The sequence below is a fragment of the Pseudomonas sp. B21-010 genome, from assembly GCF_024749325.1.
In the GTDB taxonomy this organism is placed as follows: domain Bacteria; phylum Pseudomonadota; class Gammaproteobacteria; order Pseudomonadales; family Pseudomonadaceae; genus Aquipseudomonas; species Aquipseudomonas kilonensis.
This window is the reverse complement of record NZ_CP087198.1, coordinates 859531-876837: the sequence shown is the minus strand read 5'-3', so window position 1 is coordinate 876837 and position 17307 is coordinate 859531. Positions and strand designations below refer to the sequence as shown.

Sequence of the window (17307 nt, the reverse complement as noted above, 5' to 3'; positions counted from 1 at the left end):
CAGCCACTTACACGCCATTCGATAGACTAAATCCCCTGCGCAGATCGCCCTCGCGCGCCAGGAATCGGCCTTCCCGACGCCCGTTTGCCTGCCCTTCGCGATAGCTCAAGACACCATTGACCCACACGCCATCAATCCCTTCGGCAGCTCGTTGAGGTTCGTTGAAATCGGCCACGTCGCGAATGGTTTGGGGATTGAACAACACCAGGTCCGCCCAATGGCCTTCACGAATTTCGCCCCGATGCTTGAGGCCGAAACGCGCCGCTGAAAGGCCGGTCATTTTGTGCACGGCGGTGTGCAACGGAAAAAGCCCGACGTCACGACTGAAATGTCCCAGCACCCGTGGGAAAGCGCCCCACAAGCGCGGATGGGGAAACGGGTCTTCGGGCAAACCGTCGGAGCCGACCATGGACAACGGATGGGCGAGAATCCGTCGTACGTCGCCTTCATCCATGCCGTAGTACACCGCGCCGGCCGGTTGCAGGCGCCGCGCCGCCTCCAGCAGCGACACCTCCCATTCGCCAGCGATGTCGACCAAGTCGCGACCGCCCATATGCGGATGCGGTGTCGACCAGGTGATGGTGATGCGATGGGCATCGGTCACCTGCTTGAGATCCAGGGTCGAGGAGCTGGCCGCATAGGGATAGCAATCACAGCCGACCGGGTGGGTCTGCGCCGCGCTTTCCAACGCCGCGAGCACCTGCGGGCTTCGTCCCCAATTACCGGCGCCCGCGCATTTGAGGTGGGAAATGATCACCGGGCTTTGGGCGTGTCGACCAATCTGGAAGGCCTCGTCCATGGCTTCGAGTACCGGTTCGAATTCGCTGCGCAGGTGGGTGGTGTAGACCGCACCGAACGCGGCCAATTCTTCGCTCAGTTGCATGACTTCGTCGGTGGACGCCGAAAACGCGTTGGCGTAGGCCAGGCCGGTGGACAACCCCAGGGCACCGGCCTCCAGGCTCTCGCGCAATTGCCGACGCATGGCGGCGATTTCTCCCGCCGAGGCGGTGCGCAACAAATCGTCCATGTGATTGCTGCGCAACGCCGTGTGCCCGACCAGCGCAGCTACGTTGACCGCCGGTGTGGCGGCCTCTACGGCTGCGCGATAATCCGTAAAGCGCGGGTAGGCGAACGCCTGGGCCGTACCGAGCAGGTTCATCGGATCCGGTGTATCGCCCCGCAGGCTCACCGGCGAAGCGCTGATGCCGCAGTTGCCGACGATGACGGTGGTCACCCCCTGGCTGAGCTTGGGCAGCATCTGCGGTTGGCGGATGACCACCGTGTCGTCATGGGTGTGCACATCGACGAAGCCAGGCGCGAGCACGCGGCCGGCGGCATCGATGTCTTCAACCGCGCGGGCATCGCGCAAGTCGCCGACGCGTTCGATGCGACCGGCGCGAATGGCGACGTCGGCGTGGTAGCCGGGCGTGTCGCTGCCATCGATGACCAGTGCATTACGGATAAGCGTGTCGTACAGCATGTCAGTCTCCCAGCGGCAAGTGATCGTCGCCGCCGCGGTAATCGTCCAGGGCGAGTTTGACCCGCCGCAGGCGCTCTTGATTGTCTTCGGGGTGGGTCAGCGCCAGCTCGGTGGCGAGCACGTCGATGGCCAGCAGCATGCCGTAGCGCGCCGCCGTGGGTTTGTAGATGAACGAGGTTTCGGCGCCTTGCAGGGGCAGCACGCAGTCGGCCAGTTGGGCCAGTGGCGAGTCGGCACGCGTGATGGCCAGGATCGCCGCGCCGTAGCTGCGAGCAAGTTCGACCGCGCTCAACAGCTCCGGCGTGATACCGGTCAGTGAACAGGCGATGACCAGATGCTGGTCGCTCAGCGAAGTGGCGGTGATGCGCATCATCACCGGGTCGCGACAGGCGGCAATCGGGTAGCCGAAACGCACCAGCCGTACTTGCAACTCCTCGCTGCACAGCGCCGACCAACCACCGAGGCCGAACGCATGGATCATCCGCGCCTTGCCGATCATCCGCACCGCATCGCCGAACCGCGACTCTTCGAACGCCGACAGATGCTGGCGCAGGGTCGCTTCGATATCACCAACGATCTGTCCATAAAACGCCGATTGCTCCGGCGCGCCAGCCGGGTCGAGGAAGCGGCTGCCGACACCGCTGGCCTGGGCCAGTTGCAGGCGCAAGTCCCGCAGGTCGCGGCACCCAACGGTGCGGGCGAAGCGCGACAGCGTAGCGCTGCTGACTTCCGCCCGTTGGGCCAGTTCATCGAGGCTGGCGGAGGCGGCAAAGCCCACGTCGTCGAGCATCAGCCGAGCGATTCGGCCTTCGCCGGCGCTGAAGGAATCCTGCCGGGAGCGGATCTGGTAAAGGATGTCCATGGCGGCTCCTGTTGGGTGGCGTTGCGCTCAAAGCAAGCGTGAAAGCCCGAGGGTCAAGGCGAACGCGACCACGGAGATCAGCGTTTCAAGCACGGTCCAGGTCTTGAAGGTTTGGGTGACGGTCATATTGAAGTATTCCTTGATCAGCCAGAAGCCGCCGTCGTTGACGTGGGAAAAGATAACCGACCCGGCGCCGGTCGCCAGCACCAGCAGCTCGGGGTGTGGATAACCCAGGCCAATCGCCACGGGAGCGACGATGCCCGAGGCGGTGGTCATTGCCACGGTGGCCGACCCCGTGGCGACGCGCATCAGTGCGGCGAACAGCCAGCCCATGACCAGCGGTGACAGCTGGAATTCCTGGGCCAGGCCGACGATCTGTTGCGTGACCCCGGCGTCCACCAGGATCCGGTTCAAACCGCCGCCGGCGCCCACCAGCAAAGTGATGCTGGCGGTCGGTGCCAGGCATTCGTTGGTGAACTTGAGGATCGACTCACGGTTGAAACCCTGGGCCAGGCCGAGGGTCCAGAAGCTGAGGATGGTCGCCAGCAGCAGGGCAATCACCGAGTTGCCGATGAACAGCAGGAATTGATTGAAACCGCTGCCCGGCGTGGAAATCAGGTTGGCCCAGCCGCCGATCAGCATCAGGATCACCGGCAGCAGAATGGTCCCCAGGGTCACGCCGAAACCCGGCAGGTTCGCGCGCGGCTCACGGTCGAGGAATTGTCGCTCCAACGGGTTTTCAGCCGGCAGCTGGATGCGCGGCACGATGAATTTGGCGTACAGCGGGCCAGCGATGATCGCGGTGGGAATGCCAATCAGGATCGCGTACAGCAAGGTCTGCCCCACCGAAGCCTGGAAGGCCTGCACCGCCAGCATCGCCGCCGGATGCGGCGGCACCAACGCATGCACCACCGACAGCCCGGCGACCATCGGCAGCCCCACCATCAGGATCGACACGCCCACACGCCGGGCGATGGTGAAGGCGATGGGCACCAGCAGCACAAACCCGACTTCGAAGAACAACGGCAGCCCGACCAGGAAGGCAATGCACACCATCGCCCAGTGGGCGTTGCGCTCGCCGAAACGCTCGATCAGCGTCTGCGCCATGCGCTCGGCCCCGCCGGACTCGGCCATCATCTTGCCGAGCATGGTGCCCAAGGCCACCACCAGCGCAATGTGCCCCAGCGTCTTGCCGACACCCGCCTCGTACGCCCCCACCACACCCGAGGGCGGCATCCCGGCCAGCAGCGCCAGGCCAATGGACACCAGGGTAATCACAATGAACGGATTGAGCCGATAACGGGCGATCAGCACGATCAGCGCAATGATCGCGATGGCCGCGTAGACCAGTAGCCAATAACCGAAAGCAGGTGCCATGCGTTACTCCTCGAATGGGGTCACGTCGATGTGTTGTGAAACTCATAAATCATTTCGCCAACGAATCTTCAAACCCACTGAAAGTAATTTTCGCGCACAGATAAAACTTGTCGCTGACGGACATCGCGAGACGGCGTTGATGAAAATTCAGCGCAAGACTTTCATCGCCCTAGCTTTTGATCGTTCCCACGCTCCCGCGTGGGAACGATCAACACAACCGACCAACGGCTGGCCGCCCCGCACTCAATTCCGTACCATCCGCCCCTGTTTTTTGCACCACTCCCCGGCAGCCGACTCTCCACCGGCGCCCAGTCAGGTAAATCATGAAATCAGCACGTCTTCGCGCCGACGCCCTCGCCGGCCTCACCACTTCTTTCGCCTTGCTCCCCGAATGCATCGCCTTCGCCCTGGTGGCCCACCTCAACCCCCTGATAGGGCTCTACGGCGCGTTCATCATCTGCACGCTGACCGCATTGTTCGGCGGTCGGCCAGGCATGGTGTCGGGGGCGGCGGGGTCGATGGCCGTGGTCATCATCGCGCTGGTGGTGCAGCACGGCGTGCAATACCTGTTGGCCACCGTGCTGCTGGGCGGGCTGATCATGATGGCCTTCGGGCTGTTGCGGTTGGGCAAGCTGGTGCGCATGGTCCCGCACCCGGTGATGCTCGGCTTCGTCAACGGCCTGGCGATTGTCATTGCGCTGGCCCAACTGGAGCATTTCAAGCAGGGTGAAACCTGGCTCAACGGCGATCCGCTGTATCTGATGGCCGGCCTGGTGGCGCTGACCATGGCCATCGTCTACCTGCTGCCACGCCTGACCCGCAGCGTACCGCCGGCCCTGGTGGCGATCCTCGGTGTCGGCCTGGCGGTCTACCTGCTCGGCCTGCCCACCCGAACGCTGGGCGACATGGCCCATATCGCTGGCGGCTTGCCCGCCTTCGCCTGGCCCGATCTTCCCTGGAACCTGGAGACCCTGCAGATCGTCGTGCCCTACGCGGTGATCATGGCGATGGTCGGTTTGCTGGAAACCCTGCTGACCCTGAACCTGACCGACGAAATCACCCAGAGCCGCGGTTATCCGGACCGTGAATGCGTGGCGTTGGGCGCTGCCAACATCGCCTCCGGGCTGTTCGGCGGCATGGGCGGCTGCGCCATGATCGGCCAAACCGTAATCAACCTCAGCTCGGGTGGGCGCGGACGGTTATCGGGCGTGGTGGCCGGGGTGATGGTGTTGCTGTTCGTATTGTTCCTGTCGCCGTTGATCGAGCGCATCCCGCTGGCCGCGCTGGTGGGCGTGATGTTCGTGGTTGCGCAGCAAACCTTCGCCTGGGCCTCGCTGCGGGTGATCAACAAGGTGCCGAAGAGTGATGTGTTGGTGATCATCGCGGTGACCATCATTACGGTGTTCACCGACCTGGCGGTGGCCGTGCTCTGCGGTATCGTCATCGCGGCGCTCAACTTCGCCTGGCAACAGGCCCGGGAGCTGTACGCCGACACGCACCAGGAAGCCGACGGCAGCAAACTCTATCGCCTGCACGGCACGCTGTTCTTCGCTTCGACGACGCCGTTTCTCAACCAGTTCGACCCGGCCAACGACCCGGCCCAGGTCACCCTCGATTGCCGTCACTTGCGCTTCGTCGACTACTCGGCCGTCGCCGCACTCAAGACCCTGCGCGAACGCTACAGCAAAGCCGGCAAGCACCTGCGTGTGTTCCACCTGTCCGAGCGTTGCAAGCAAATGCTCAAGCGCGCGGGCGTGAACCACGACTGACGACATGCCAACACACACCCTGTGGGAGCGAGCTTGAACTCGCGATAGCGGTGGATCAGCCAACTTCAACGCTGACTGACCTGACGCCATCGCGAGCAAGCTCGCTCCCACAGGGGTTATAGGGTTGAAGAAGATAGAGTGATCGTCTGTGATCAAATGTGGGAGCGAGCTTGCTCGCGATAGCGGCGTCACTCACACCATCTCATCAAGAATCCACGCCACCACCGACGTCCGCTTCGGCGTCCACCCCAGCAGCTCACGGGCGTTCTTGCCCCGCACCCGGCTGTTGGAACCCAGGCCATAGTTGGCCATTTCGTAGCCCCACTCCGCTTCGGCATCGGCCAATGGCCAGTCCTGCGGTTCGCCCAGGTTCAACGCCCGGGCCATGGCGGTGGTCATGTCGATGAACGAGGCTTCGCCGCTTTCGACGAAGTAGAAGGTGCCCGACTGGTTGCGAGTCAGGGCCAGTTTGTACAACTCGACCACGTCCTCGATGTGCACATTGGACCAGATGTTCTGCCCCCGCCCGACATGCCGCACCACGCCACTTTTACCTGCCTGCTTGAGCAGGCGCGGCAGTTGCACGCTGTCGCGCTTGACGCCCAGGCTGTGGCCGTAGATCAAGGTGTTGCAGATCACCGCCGAGTTCACGCCTTGCTTCGCCGCATCCAGGACCAGGTTGTCGATGGCGACACGGGCAGCCTTGTCGGCGGTAGGTGCCGGCAGGTCATTTTCGTAGTAGATGGCATCGCTGGAACGACCGCCCGACGCGTCGCCGACGATGCTCGAACCGCTGGTGTGCAGCAGCACTTTGTTCGAGCCCTTGAGCCCTTCGATCAACGCTTCGACCGCACCGCGGTGGTCGCTGCTGGCGGCATTGATCACCGCATCGGCGGCACGGGCCTGCTCGGTCAGCAGCGCGCTGTCTTCGAGGGTGCCGATAACCGGCTCGATGCCCAGCGCCGTCAGTTCGTTCGCCTGTTCGGCGCTGCGCACCAGACCGGTGACGTGGTGCCCGGCGCGTACCAGGCCGGTGGCGATGGAACCGCCGATAAAACCGGCAGCGCCGGTGACGAATACGTTCATGGACAAACTCCTTGGCTAGATCAGTGATGGCGCAAGTATCGAGGCCCCGTCCCTGACGAAACAGTCCACATTGCCCAAATCACTCTTGCCTTGAAGTCACGAATCAGCCTTTGAACTCCCGCGAGGCGTAGCCGGCGAGCTTGCCCTGGATGAAGTCCAGGAAGCACTGGATCCGCAAGGCCAGTTGCGAGTTGCGGTAGTACACGGCATTGATCGGCTGGCGATATCCGCTGTTGGCATCGGCCAGCAGCACCTTCAGCCGACCGGCACGGATGTCTTCGCGGGTCATGAAGTCCGACAGGCAGGCAATGCCCTGCCCCTGCAGCGCCAAGTGGCGCACGGTCTCGCCGCTGGACGCGCTGATGGCGGGCTGGATCGGCCAACGATCACCGTGTACGTGGCGCAGCGGCCACTGGTTGAGGCCCTCGTTCTGGGCAAACCCCAGCAGCGCGTGACCTGCCAGCTCGGCGACGCTAGACGGTGTGCCGTTCTGCTTCAGATAAGCGGGGCTGGCCAGGATGTGCAACGGGCTGCAACCCAGGGCGCGGGCGTGGAGCGTCGAGTCGGTGAGGGTGCCGATGCGGATGGCGATGTCGGTGCTTTGCTCCAGCAGGTCGATGATCAGGTCGTTGCTGTTGAGTTCGAGCTGGATGTCCGGGTAGAGCCTGCGGAACTCGTCGATGTGCGGGACGATGGCATGCAGCATGAACGGCGAGGCCGCGTTGATGCGCAACCGGCCTGCAGGGTTCTTCTGGCGGGAGGACAGGCGCTCTTCCAGCTCATCCATCTGGTCGAGGATGCCTTTGGCCTGCTCGAAGAAATACTTGCCCTCCTCGGTCAGGTCCATACGCCGCGTGGTGCGGTTGATCAGCGTGGTGTCGAGCTTGGCCTCCAGCCGCGACAACGTGCGGCTGACCGCCGACGGCGTCTGCCCGACCTGCTCGGCGGCGGCGGAGATGGATCCGCACTCGATCACGCAGACGAAAATCTGCAATTCGTCGGATCTGGCTTTCACGTATCCCCCTGTCGACTGATCTCTCTTGTGGCGAGGGGATTTATCCTCGCGATGTGGGAGCAAAGCTTGCTCGCGATGAAGGCGCCGCGGTCTTTCGGGGATCGAGGGGTCTGTTTCGCGAGCAAGCTTTGCTCCCACAGCGCAGGTTTACCCACCCGCCACAGGATAGTATCGGGATGTGAGGTAAAAGACAGGTCACGCCTTCAGGCCGAACACCTCGCGCAAATGCTGTTCATACCGCGCCACATCCCCTTCGATGTTCGGGCGCTTCATCACGTCCACGCACAGGAAAGTCGGCAGGCCGGTCATGCCGAGGAACTGATTGGCCTTGTGGAACGGGAAGTACACCGCGTCCACGCCCTTGGCCTCGAAGAAGTCGCTCGGGTCGTCGAAGGCTTGCTGCGGGGCGTTCCAGGTCAGCGACAACATGTACTGCTTGCCCTGGACCAGGCCACCGCTGCCGTATTTCTGCGTGGCATCGGAACGGGTCCGGCCGTCGCTGGCGTAGAGGCTGCCATGGCCTTCGGTGAAGACTTCGTCGATGTATTTCTTCACGGTCCAGGGCGCGCCCATCCACCAACCCGGCATCTGGTAAATGATCACGTCGGCCCAAAGGAACTTGGCGACTTCCTCCTTGATGTCGTAGCCGCCGTCGATGAAGGTGGTTTTCACATCAAGACCGCCACGGTCCAACACGCTGAGCGCCGTGTCGTGGAGGGTGGCGTTGTAGCGACCGTCGGAGTGAGCAAATTGTTTGCCGCCATTGAGCAACAGGACTTTTTTCATGGGGAGTCTCATCGGGTTCCACGGCATGGGCCGTCAAAGGCCGCCGCATGGAAAGGTTGAAAATGATGGCGGCAGAATAACGATGAGCTTCATGGGGAATAAGCCGTCCAACGGCAAAAGTGATTTGACCTATACGCACGAATTAACGACCGATTATTGCCTTAGACTTCGAGACCTCTTTTATCCCAGGAGCCACCTCGATGAGCGAACTGCACGGTTTCATCCTGCACGCCAAGACCCGTCCGGAAAAAGCCGAAGCCTTCGAAGCGCTGTTCCGCGCCTACGTCGAACCAAGCCGCGCCGAGCCCGGCTGCATCGAATATCACATGCTGCGGGACCAGCAGGATCCGACGCTGTTTATCTTCTATGAGATCTGGGCATCCCAGGCGCACCTGGAGGTGCACTCGAACCTGCCGCACATGCAGCAGTTCTTCGAGCAACGCATGGATTATCTGGAGCGCGACTTCGAAATCCGTCGCGTCGACATGCTCAGCCCGTCCTCGGCTAGCCGCTGATCAGCAGATGACCGCCGAGCACGCCGAGGCCGACAAAAAACACCCGCTTGAACAACACGGCGCTGATCCGCTGACGCAACCATTGCCCCAGCCACATCCCCAGCAGCGCCGGAGCCAGCGCCAGCAACGAAGCGCTCAACTCGCCCCCGCCCAGTGCGCCGCGCCACAACAGGCCGGCGGCCAGGGCCAGGGTAGAAACGCTGAATGACAGGCCCAAGGCCTGTACCAGTTCGTCCTTGCTCAGGCCCAGCGCTTGCAGATAGGGCACCGCCGGAATGACGAATACGCCAGTGGCGGATGTGATGAGGCCAGTGAGCAGCCCGCAGAGCGGAGCGATCCACGGCTCGGCACAGGCGCCGACCCGCAGCGTTGGCAGCAACAGCCCGCTCAGCGCATACAGCACGAGCGCCCCACCCAAGGCCCGCACCACCCAGGCCCCACCCGTCATGCCAAGCCACAGCGTACCGAGCCCGGTGCCAATGAAAATCGCCAGCAGCAGCGGCCACAGGCGCCGGAGCAGGGCTTGCAGATGACCGCCAAACGCCAATTGCCAGAGATTGGTCAGGGTCGCCGGGATGATGAGCAGCGCCGCAGCCTGCGCCGGGGCCATAGCCAACCCAAGCAAGCCCATGGAGATGGTCGGCAAGCCGAGGCCGATCACACCCTTGATGGTGCCGGCCAGCAGGAAGGTGCCGATGACCAGCAGGGAAAGGGCTAGACCGAGGTTTTGATAGAAAGTAATGAGTGTGTCCATGGGGGGTATCGTGCGCCCCGGGGCTTGGCTTGAAAATCTGCCATATACTGAGGGTGCCTCTCTTGCGGCAAGAGGCTGTGAATTCGCTGATGCGGCCGACGCCATCGCGAGCAAGCTCGCTCCCACATGGGATTGCATTTCAACTGTGGGAGCGAGCTTGCTCGCGATGACGATAAACCAGGCGCCACAGCACTTGAGACAGGATCCCCACCCATGCACTTCGACCTCACCGACCTGCGCCTCTACCTGAACATCCTCGACACCGGCAACATCACCGCCGGTGCGGCTCGCAGCCATTTGTCCCTGGCCGCGGCCAGCGCACGAGTGCGAGCCATGGAAGCGTCCCTGGGCATCGACCTGCTTGAACGCGGGCGGCGTGGCGTAACGCCCACTCCCGCGGGCAAAGCCCTGGCCGAGCACGCCCGGATCCTGCTGCAACAGGCCGAACGCCTGCAACAGGACCTGGCCGAATACGCCAAAGGCGTCAAAGGCCGGGTGCGGCTGCTGTGCAACACCAGCGCCATGACCGAATACCTGCCCGAGTTGCTGGCCGGTTTTCTCCAGGCCCATCCCAACCTCGACATTGACCTGCAGGAGTTGCCCAGCTCACGGATCACCCATGCGCTGCGCCAAGGCGCGGCAGACCTCGGGATCGTTTCCGACGCAGTGGACACCGAGGGCCTTCAGACCTGGCCTTTTCGCGACGATCCGCTGGTATTGATCCTACCGACCGGACACCCCCTGGCTGACGGTCGCGCCGTACGTTTCAGTGAGACCCTCAGCCACGATTATGTCGGTCTGAACGCCTCCAGCGCCCTGGCGATCCACCTGGAAGAGCAGGCCCTGCACATCGGCTCACGCATGCAAGTGCGCATTCGCGCCGAGGGTTTCGACGGGATGATTCGCATGGTGGCCCATGGTGCAGGCATTGCCATCGTGCCGAAGGCTGCCATCGACCGGCGCCCACCCGAGCCTTCGTATCAATGCGTCCCGCTGCAAGAGGCTTGGGCATACCGGGCCTTGCTGTTGTGCGCCCGCAACTTCGACGGTTTGCCTGCCTACGCCACGGCCCTGGCTCGGCATCTGGCCGATTGATGCGCGCTTCTGGATAGCCCGGTGTCGACCACAGACATCTACCCGCTCATGCCGCGCGTTAGGGTGCCTGTTCTCTTCTGCCCCTTTCGGAGCTCACATGACCGCACCCATCACCGTCCTGCGCGACACCCATCCGCTGCCCGTACTCGACGCCTGCAAATGGGAAAAACTCGAAGGCGACCCGCACACCGTCAACCTCAACGCCTACACCAGCGAAGACGGCAGCAAGATCATGGGCACCTGGATCTGCACACCCGGCAAATGGCGTGTGGATTACGTGAAGTGGGAGTACTGCCATTTCCAGGAAGGCTACTGCATCATCACCCCGGACGGCATGGCGCCGATCCATCTGCGGGCCGGTGACATCTTTGTCGTCGAGCCAGGCATGAAGGGCACCTGGGAAGTGGTCGAGACCGTGCGCAAATATTTCGTCTTTGCCTGAAACAAAAAACCGAGAGACCACCCGACATGGTCTCTCGGAAAACAACTTTGTAGATTGCGCAGCCTCTGTGGCGACGGAGCAATCTGTGGGAGCAAGGCTTGCCCGCGATGCAGGCACCTCGTTCTCTCAGAGACCGCATCGCCTGTAATCGCGGGCAAGCCTTGCTCCCACAGACAATTGCCCTTGCCACAAAAGCCCGTCGATATCGCCGCTCTTACTGCGGCTTGCGATAGCTGTTCACAATCGCCGAAAAGTCCTTGCCGCCCTCGCCCCGCTGGCTCATCGCCTGGTACAACTGCTGCGCCACCGCCCCCAGCACCACCGGCTGACGGGCCTGCCGCGCGGCTTCGGTCGCCAGGCCCAGGTCCTTGAGCATCAGGTCGGCGCCAAAGCCCCCCGTGTAGCCCCGGGACGCCGGTGCCGTTTCGATCACGCCCGGCCATGGGTTGTAGGTGTCCGAACTCCAGCAACGGCCCGTTGAACTGTTGATGATTCCGGCCAACACCTGGGTGTCGATCCCCAAGGCATCGCCCAACGCCATGGCTTCGCTGACACCGACCATGGAAATCCCCAGCAGCAGGTTGTTGCAGATCTTGGCGATCTGCCCGGTGCCGACTTCGCCACAGTGCACGATGTTACGGCCCATTTGCGCCAGCACCGGTTGCAAGGTGGCGAACAACTCGGCCGTGGCACCGACCATGAAGGTCAACGTGCCCGCCGCCGCACCACCGGTGCCACCCGAGACCGGCGCATCGGCCATCGCCACCCCTTGTTTCGCCGCGGCAGCCGCCACGTCGCGGGCGGTTTGTGGATCGATGGTGCTGCAATCCACCACTGGCGTACCGGCAGCGATGCCGGCCAGCACACCGTCTTCACCCAGCCAGACACTGCGCACATGGGCGGCGGCCGGCAGCATGGTGATCACCAGGGCAGCGCCCTGGGCCGCGTCGCGCGGCGAGGCGCTGATCGTGCCGCCCAATGCTGCCAGTTCGGCCAGCACCGTCTGGTTCAGGTCGAACAGGTTCAGCGAATGGCCAGCCTTGAGCAGGTTGCGCGCCATGGGGGCGCCCATGTTGCCCAGGCCGATAAATGCGATGTTCATGTCCGGCTCCTTAACGCAAATTGATGGTGGTGTTCACACCGTCATTGACGCTGTCATCATCGAACCAGCGCGCGGTCACGGTCTTGGTCTGAGTGTAGAACTGCACCACTTGTTTGCCGTAAGGACCAAGGTCGCCGAGTTTCGAACCGCGGGAACCGGTAAAGCTGAAGAACGGCACCGGCACCGGAATCGGAATGTTGATGCCCACCTGGCCGACGTCGATTTCGCTCTGGAATTTGCGCGCCGCCGCACCGCTCTGGGTGAACAGGCCAGTGCCGTTGCCAAACGGGTTGGCATTGACCAGGGCAATTGCCTGATCCAGGGTGTCGACTTCCAGCACCACCAGCACCGGGCCGAAGATTTCCTCGGTGTAGATACGCATGTCGGTGGTCACGCCGGAAAACAGGGTCGGGCCAACGAAATTGCCCTGCTCGAAACCCGGCACGCTGATACCACGACCATCGAGCTCCAGCTTCGCCCCTTGCTGCACGCCACTCTCGATCAATTCGAGGATCCGTGCCTTGGCGCGCTTGGAAATCACCGGGCCGACGTCAGTGCCCGGCTCGCTGCCAGCATTGACCTTGAGCTTCTGTGCCAGGGCCTTGAGCTCCGGCAACCACTGCTTGGCCGCGCCCACCAGCACCACCGCGGAAGTGGCCATGCAACGCTGGCCCGCCGCGCCGAAACCGGCGCCGACCAAGGCGTTGAGGGTCTGTTCACGATTGGCGTCAGGCAACACCACCGCGTGGTTCTTGGCGCCCATCATCGACTGCACGCGCTTGCCGTGACGACCCGCCAGGTCATACACGTGGGTGCCAACTGCCGTCGAACCGACGAATGAAACCGCCTTGATATCCTTGTGGGTGCAGAGCGCATCCACCACGTCCTTGCCGCCATGCACCACGTTGAGCACGCCCGCCGGCACGCCGGCCTCGATGGCCAGTTCCACCAGGAGCATGGTCGACAGCGGGTCCTGTTCCGATGGCTTGAGCACAAAGGTGTTACCGCAGGCGATGGCCATCGGGAACATCCACAGCGGAATCATCGCCGGGAAGTTGAACGGGGTAATGCCCGCGCACACACCAATCGGTTGGCGCAGGGTGTAGGTGTCAACGCCACCGGCGACGTTCTCGGCAAATTCGCCCATCTGCAGGGTGCCGATGGAACAGGCGTGCTCGACCACTTCCAGGCCACGGAAAATATCGCCTTCGGCATCAGCGATGGTCTTGCCCTGTTCGGCGCTGAGCACCGCGGCGATGCGCTTGGAATGCTCGCGGATCAACGCCTGGAGCTTGAGCATGATGCGCATCCGCGCGCCGATGGGCGTCAGTTTCCAGGTCTGGAAAGCACGCTGGGCAGCGGCGATGGCGGCATCGACTTCCGAGGCCGTGGCGAACGGAACCTTCGCCAACACCTGCTGGGTGGCCGGGTTGACGATGTCGTGCCATTCACTGGATTGGGATTCAATCCACTCGCCATCGATCAGCAGTCTGACGGTTTGCAGGGTGGTGTCGCTGGGCGTAAGGGAAACGTTCATGCTGGCCTCCGGGATTGTTCTTATAGAGAGCGTTGGTTCAGCAAAAACCAAGGTGCACGGGACACGCTTGGTGATGGGACTGTTTTTGGAGTATAGATGTGCAAACTTCTAATAAGAATGCACATAAAAGCCGGTCCAACATGCAAAAAAACATCACCTCCCTGGGGTCGCTGAATTGGGACGACCTCAAGTTTTTCCTCGAAGTGGCCCGCACCCGCAAGGCCAGCACGGCCGCCAAGCGCCTGGCTGTCGACTACACCACGGTGTCGCGACGCATCAGCTCGCTGGAAGCCTCGTTGGGCACGCTGCTGTTCGAGAAATCCCGGACCAACGGTTTTGTCCTGACGGCCGAAGGCCAGCGCCTGCTGGGTTACGCCGAATCGATCGAAAGCACCCTGCACATGGCCTGCGAACAGGTCTCAGGCTCCGGCGTCGCGCTGTCCGGCCACGTGCGCATGGGCTGCACCGAAGGCTTCGGCAGCTTCTTCATCACCCCGCAACTGAGCCACTTCGTCGACGCCTACCCGGCCATTTCGGTAGACATTCTCCCGCTGCCGCACTTCATCAGCCTCTCCAAGCGCGAAGCCGACATCGTCATCGCCCTCGAACGCCCCGAACATGGCCCGTATGTGTGCTGCAAATTGTGCGACTACCGACTGCAGCTCTACGCCACTCAGTCCTACCTGGACAACCACCCACCCATCCAGCGCCCGGCCGACCTGGGCAAGCACTCGTTCATCAGCTACGTGGATGACCTGGCGTTCAGTTCCGAATTGCTCTACCTGGCCAACGTACTGCCCGGCGCCAATGCCCACCTGCGCAGCACCAGCGTGATCGCGCAATTCGTGGCAGCGCAGCAAGGCCGTTCGCTGGCCATCCTGCCCTGCTTCCTCGCCGCCCAGGACCCACGGCTGTTGCCGGTGTTGCCGGAGGACATCACCGTCACCCGGCAGTTCTGGATGTACTGCCGTGAGGACTTGAGGAAGCTGAAGCGGATTACGTTGTTGTGGGATTACATTCGCGAGGTGACTGAACAGAACCAGCCACTGCTGATGGGCGACAGCCGGGAGATGGTGTTCGCCGACTAGTCGGCGCTGACCACGATGGCGACACGGCGGTTTTCGGTGCGGCCGCTGGCGGTGTCGTTGGAGGCGACCGGTTTGCTACTGCCCAGGCCGCGCAATTGGACGTTCTCTTCGTGCATGCCAACGCTTGTCAGCACCTTGCTCACGCTGGCGGCCCGCCGCTTCGACAGTTGTTCGTTGTAGGCCTGTGAGCCCGATGCGTCGGTATGGCCATCGACACGTACCCGCTGGATTCCCGCCCCCAGCAGTGCCTTGCCGATACGCTCGACGATTTCGGTACTGGCCGGGTTGAGGTTTTCCACATCGCTGCCAAACAACACCTTGCCCGACAAACCGAAGGCCCAGCCATCGTCAGTCAGCTCGAAACCTTGTTGCTTGAGTACGGCAATTTGCGCCGGGGTCAGGCCTTTCGGCGGTGCTGTCTGGCAACCGCTCAGGACCACGACGGCAAGCAGGAAAAGCGTCGCGAACCAGCGCAGGGAAAATTGAAGGGATGAACGCACGAGTCAGCTCCTGGTTTGAAGATCAGCGACGGAGTGATCCGACTCCGCCGTATGTTGACCGCCTCGGGCGAGGCGTTTGGCTTGATACATGGCCGCATCGGCGGCGTGGAGCAGGGTGCCCGGTGTGGCACCATCATCCGGGTAAACGGCAATGCCGATACTGAGGGAGGTCAACACGGAGGCGTTGCCGGGCAATTGAATCGGCATTTCCATGCTGGCGATGATTTTTTCAGCGATCCGCTCGGCGTCCTCGGCGTTGTGCAGGGGCGCCAGCAGCACGGCGAATTCATCGCCGCCCAGGCGTGCGACCAGGTCGTCTTCACGCAACTGTGCCCGGACCCGGGTCGCCACGGCCGTCAGCACCGCGTCACCGGCAGCGTGGCCGAAATTGTCATTGATGCCCTTGAACCGGTCGCTGTCCAGGTACAACACGGCCACTTGCTCGTTGAGCTTGCTGGCGTTGCGCAAGGCGCGGATCAGCCGGCCCTCGAAAAACGCCCGGTTCGGCAAGCCGGTCAAACTGTCGTGACTGGCCTGGTGGGCCAGGGTTTCGTTTTCGCTTTGCAGGTGGGTCTGCCAGGACTCCAGTTCGTCGAGCAGTGCATTGAAGTCATTGGCCAGATTATCCAGTTCGGCGATGGCGGCCGGCGGCACCCGCCGGTCCAGGGCCCGCTCGCTGCGTGCCGCGTGAGCCACTTCGGCCAGGCTGCGCAATGGTCCGGTGATCGCCCGCAACTGGCGCCGCGCCAGATAAAGCGCCACCCAGGCACTCACCGCCGTGCATAAGATAATCCCCGTCAGGCCGCTGAGCAGAAAGCGCAACAGGCTGCCGCCATGCCCCGCCAGCACGATGCGGCCGATGTTCTGTCCTTGGTGAACGATTGGCAGGCTGATGGGCTTCTCCAGGAATGCCTTGGCAATGTGCACTTCCAGCCCCGACAACAGGCCTGTTTCCGGTCGCTGCCAACGCGCCAACAGACGGCCATGTTCATTGAGCACCTGGGCATCGGCGACCTCTTCGGTGGAGGCGATCAAGGCCAGCGCCTCGGTGGCCGCCGCCGCGTCATCGAATACCACGGCGGCTTCCACGGTGTAGTTGATCGAACGGGCGATCAGGTGCAGGTTGTGATCGGCGTAGACCCGCAACGCAAGCACACCCAGCAACGTCAGGGAAACACTGGCCATGGTGATCGCCACCAACGCGACAATCAGGTGGCCGCGCCCGATGACCGAGCCCAGGGTGGGAAGGATCCGCGATTTGGACAGGCTCATGGTACTGCCGGCCTGCGACGGGAAAGCTGCAGAACGCTCGGATGGATACGCACGCCACTGCGCGCTACCGAGTCGAGGTTGACCTCGAACGATACCTGCTCATCACCGACCCGCAGACAGAACAGGCTCCCCACGGTGCACTGGTCACCGCCTTCGCTGATGCTCAACACGGGCTTGCCGATCAGGGAGTCAAACAGACGGGTGCGCTCGTCGCTGGTCAGCCTGCCGATGTAGACGGCGTTGCAATCCGTAGCGATGTTGGGGTGATCGGCCAGCAATCGCTGTACGGCCACCGGTCGACCGGTGGCCTGGGTGGTGCCTTTGACCAGGTCGTCGGTGTATTGGGTCGGGCCGACGATGCACAGTTGCAACTGCGCAGGCTCCACTGGCCAGCGTGCGTAGCTGAGAATGCCCAAGACGACTTGAGTGACCGATTCGGCCCGCTGTTCAGCCCGGCTCGTGGAGGGTGGATCTTCGGCAAGCACCATAGGCGACAGCAACCACAGAAGACCGGCAAGCAGATAATGCCCCCACTCCTTGCTGCGCACCGCCTCCCGAACCGCCACTTTCATGGAAAATCTCTTGGTCATACGATAAGTGTCGGAACGATAGCACAGTGCCAAAAAG

Annotated in this window: 17 protein-coding genes; 5 read left to right on the top strand and 12 right to left on the bottom strand. The window is 62.8% G+C overall.

Features of this window, described 5'->3' with window-relative positions; translation table 11 throughout:
• Window positions 1-7 precede the first annotated feature (7 nt).
• Genes LOY50_RS03765 through LOY50_RS03755 form a run of 3 tightly spaced genes read right to left on the bottom strand, consistent with a single transcriptional unit; the run spans window position 8 to window position 3719 of the window.
• Entirely contained in the window at window positions 8-1480 is a 1473-nt protein-coding gene (locus tag LOY50_RS03765; protein WP_258690318.1) for an amidohydrolase family protein, read from the bottom strand.
• Between the two features lies 1 nt (window position 1481).
• Window positions 1482-2342: a MurR/RpiR family transcriptional regulator gene (locus LOY50_RS03760; RefSeq protein WP_258690317.1), complete on the bottom strand. Its 861-nt coding sequence runs from the start codon at window positions 2340-2342 to the stop codon at window positions 1482-1484.
• A gap of 27 nt (window positions 2343-2369) precedes the next feature.
• Window positions 2370-3719, bottom strand: coding sequence for a gluconate:H+ symporter (locus LOY50_RS03755; RefSeq protein WP_018613047.1), 1350 nt, complete (start codon window positions 3717-3719; stop codon window positions 2370-2372).
• A 323-nt stretch (window positions 3720-4042) separates the two neighbouring features.
• Between LOY50_RS03755 and LOY50_RS03750 the strand changes: the two genes are divergently transcribed.
• Window positions 4043-5488: a SulP family inorganic anion transporter gene (locus LOY50_RS03750; RefSeq protein WP_258690316.1), complete on the top strand. Its 1446-nt coding sequence runs from the start codon at window positions 4043-4045 to the stop codon at window positions 5486-5488.
• Between the two features lie 192 nt (window positions 5489-5680).
• On the opposite strand, the gene LOY50_RS03745 is transcribed toward LOY50_RS03750, so the two are convergent.
• The 3 genes from LOY50_RS03745 to LOY50_RS03735 all read right to left on the bottom strand — a co-directional run bounded on the left by LOY50_RS03745 (window position 5681) and on the right by LOY50_RS03735 (window position 8375).
• A complete protein-coding gene (locus LOY50_RS03745; protein WP_258690315.1) occupies window positions 5681-6574 on the bottom strand; it encodes an NAD-dependent epimerase/dehydratase family protein in 894 nt (297 codons plus the stop codon).
• A gap of 103 nt (window positions 6575-6677) precedes the next feature.
• Window positions 6678-7589 (bottom strand): LysR family transcriptional regulator, encoded by a 912-nt coding sequence (locus tag LOY50_RS03740; RefSeq protein WP_258690314.1) that lies wholly within the window; start codon window positions 7587-7589, stop codon window positions 6678-6680.
• Window positions 7590-7784: 195 nt separating this feature from the next.
• On the bottom strand, window positions 7785-8375 hold the full coding sequence (locus LOY50_RS03735; RefSeq protein WP_258690313.1) for an NAD(P)H-dependent oxidoreductase: 591 nt from the start codon (window positions 8373-8375) through the stop codon (window positions 7785-7787).
• A 200-nt stretch (window positions 8376-8575) separates the two neighbouring features.
• On the opposite strand from LOY50_RS03735, the gene LOY50_RS03730 reads away from it, so the two are divergent.
• Window positions 8576-8890 carry a putative quinol monooxygenase gene (locus LOY50_RS03730; RefSeq protein ID WP_253471452.1) on the top strand — a complete coding sequence of 105 codons (315 nt, stop codon included), beginning with the start codon at window positions 8576-8578 and terminating at the stop codon, window positions 8888-8890.
• Here the strand turns inward: LOY50_RS03730 and LOY50_RS03725 are convergent.
• Entirely contained in the window at window positions 8880-9644 is a 765-nt protein-coding gene (locus tag LOY50_RS03725; protein ID WP_258690312.1) for a sulfite exporter TauE/SafE family protein, read from the bottom strand. The two genes, LOY50_RS03730 and LOY50_RS03725, sit on opposite strands and share 11 nt — an antisense overlap.
• 213 nt (window positions 9645-9857) lie before the next feature.
• Between LOY50_RS03725 and LOY50_RS03720 the strand changes: the two genes are divergently transcribed.
• Window positions 9858-10739, top strand: a complete 882-nt coding sequence (locus LOY50_RS03720; RefSeq protein ID WP_253471448.1) for a LysR substrate-binding domain-containing protein — start codon at window positions 9858-9860, stop codon at window positions 10737-10739.
• 97 nt (window positions 10740-10836) lie between these two features.
• Window positions 10837-11181 carry a cupin domain-containing protein gene (locus LOY50_RS03715; protein ID WP_003197542.1) on the top strand — a complete coding sequence of 115 codons (345 nt, stop codon included), beginning with the start codon at window positions 10837-10839 and terminating at the stop codon, window positions 11179-11181.
• Between the two features lie 214 nt (window positions 11182-11395).
• Here the strand turns inward: LOY50_RS03715 and mmsB are convergent, their stop codons facing one another.
• Window positions 11396-12283, bottom strand: coding sequence for a 3-hydroxyisobutyrate dehydrogenase (mmsB, locus tag LOY50_RS03710; RefSeq protein ID WP_253471446.1), 888 nt, complete (start codon window positions 12281-12283; stop codon window positions 11396-11398).
• Window positions 12284-12293: 10 nt separating this feature from the next.
• Entirely contained in the window at window positions 12294-13820 is a 1527-nt protein-coding gene (locus tag LOY50_RS03705; protein ID WP_258690311.1) for a CoA-acylating methylmalonate-semialdehyde dehydrogenase, read from the bottom strand.
• Between the two features lie 140 nt (window positions 13821-13960).
• On the opposite strand from LOY50_RS03705, the gene LOY50_RS03700 reads away from it, so the two are divergent.
• The gene (locus LOY50_RS03700) at window positions 13961-14908 is read left to right on the top strand and encodes a LysR family transcriptional regulator (RefSeq protein ID WP_046063064.1); all 948 of its coding nucleotides are present in this window, start codon (window positions 13961-13963) and stop codon (window positions 14906-14908) included.
• Here the strand turns inward: LOY50_RS03700 and LOY50_RS03695 are convergent.
• The 3 genes from LOY50_RS03695 to LOY50_RS03685 are packed head-to-tail and all read right to left on the bottom strand — an operon-like array spanning window position 14905 to window position 17252.
• Window positions 14905-15408, bottom strand: a complete 504-nt coding sequence (locus tag LOY50_RS03695) for an OmpA family protein (protein WP_258690310.1) — start codon at window positions 15406-15408, stop codon at window positions 14905-14907. The genes LOY50_RS03700 and LOY50_RS03695 overlap by 4 nt on opposite strands.
• A gap of 3 nt (window positions 15409-15411) precedes the next feature.
• A complete protein-coding gene (locus LOY50_RS03690; RefSeq protein ID WP_258690309.1) occupies window positions 15412-16680 on the bottom strand; it encodes a diguanylate cyclase domain-containing protein in 1269 nt (422 codons plus the stop codon).
• Entirely contained in the window at window positions 16677-17252 is a 576-nt protein-coding gene (locus tag LOY50_RS03685; RefSeq protein ID WP_253471432.1) for a YfiR family protein, read from the bottom strand. Before LOY50_RS03685 ends, LOY50_RS03690 begins: the two co-directional genes overlap by 4 nt.
• Window positions 17253-17307: the final 55 nt, after the last annotated feature.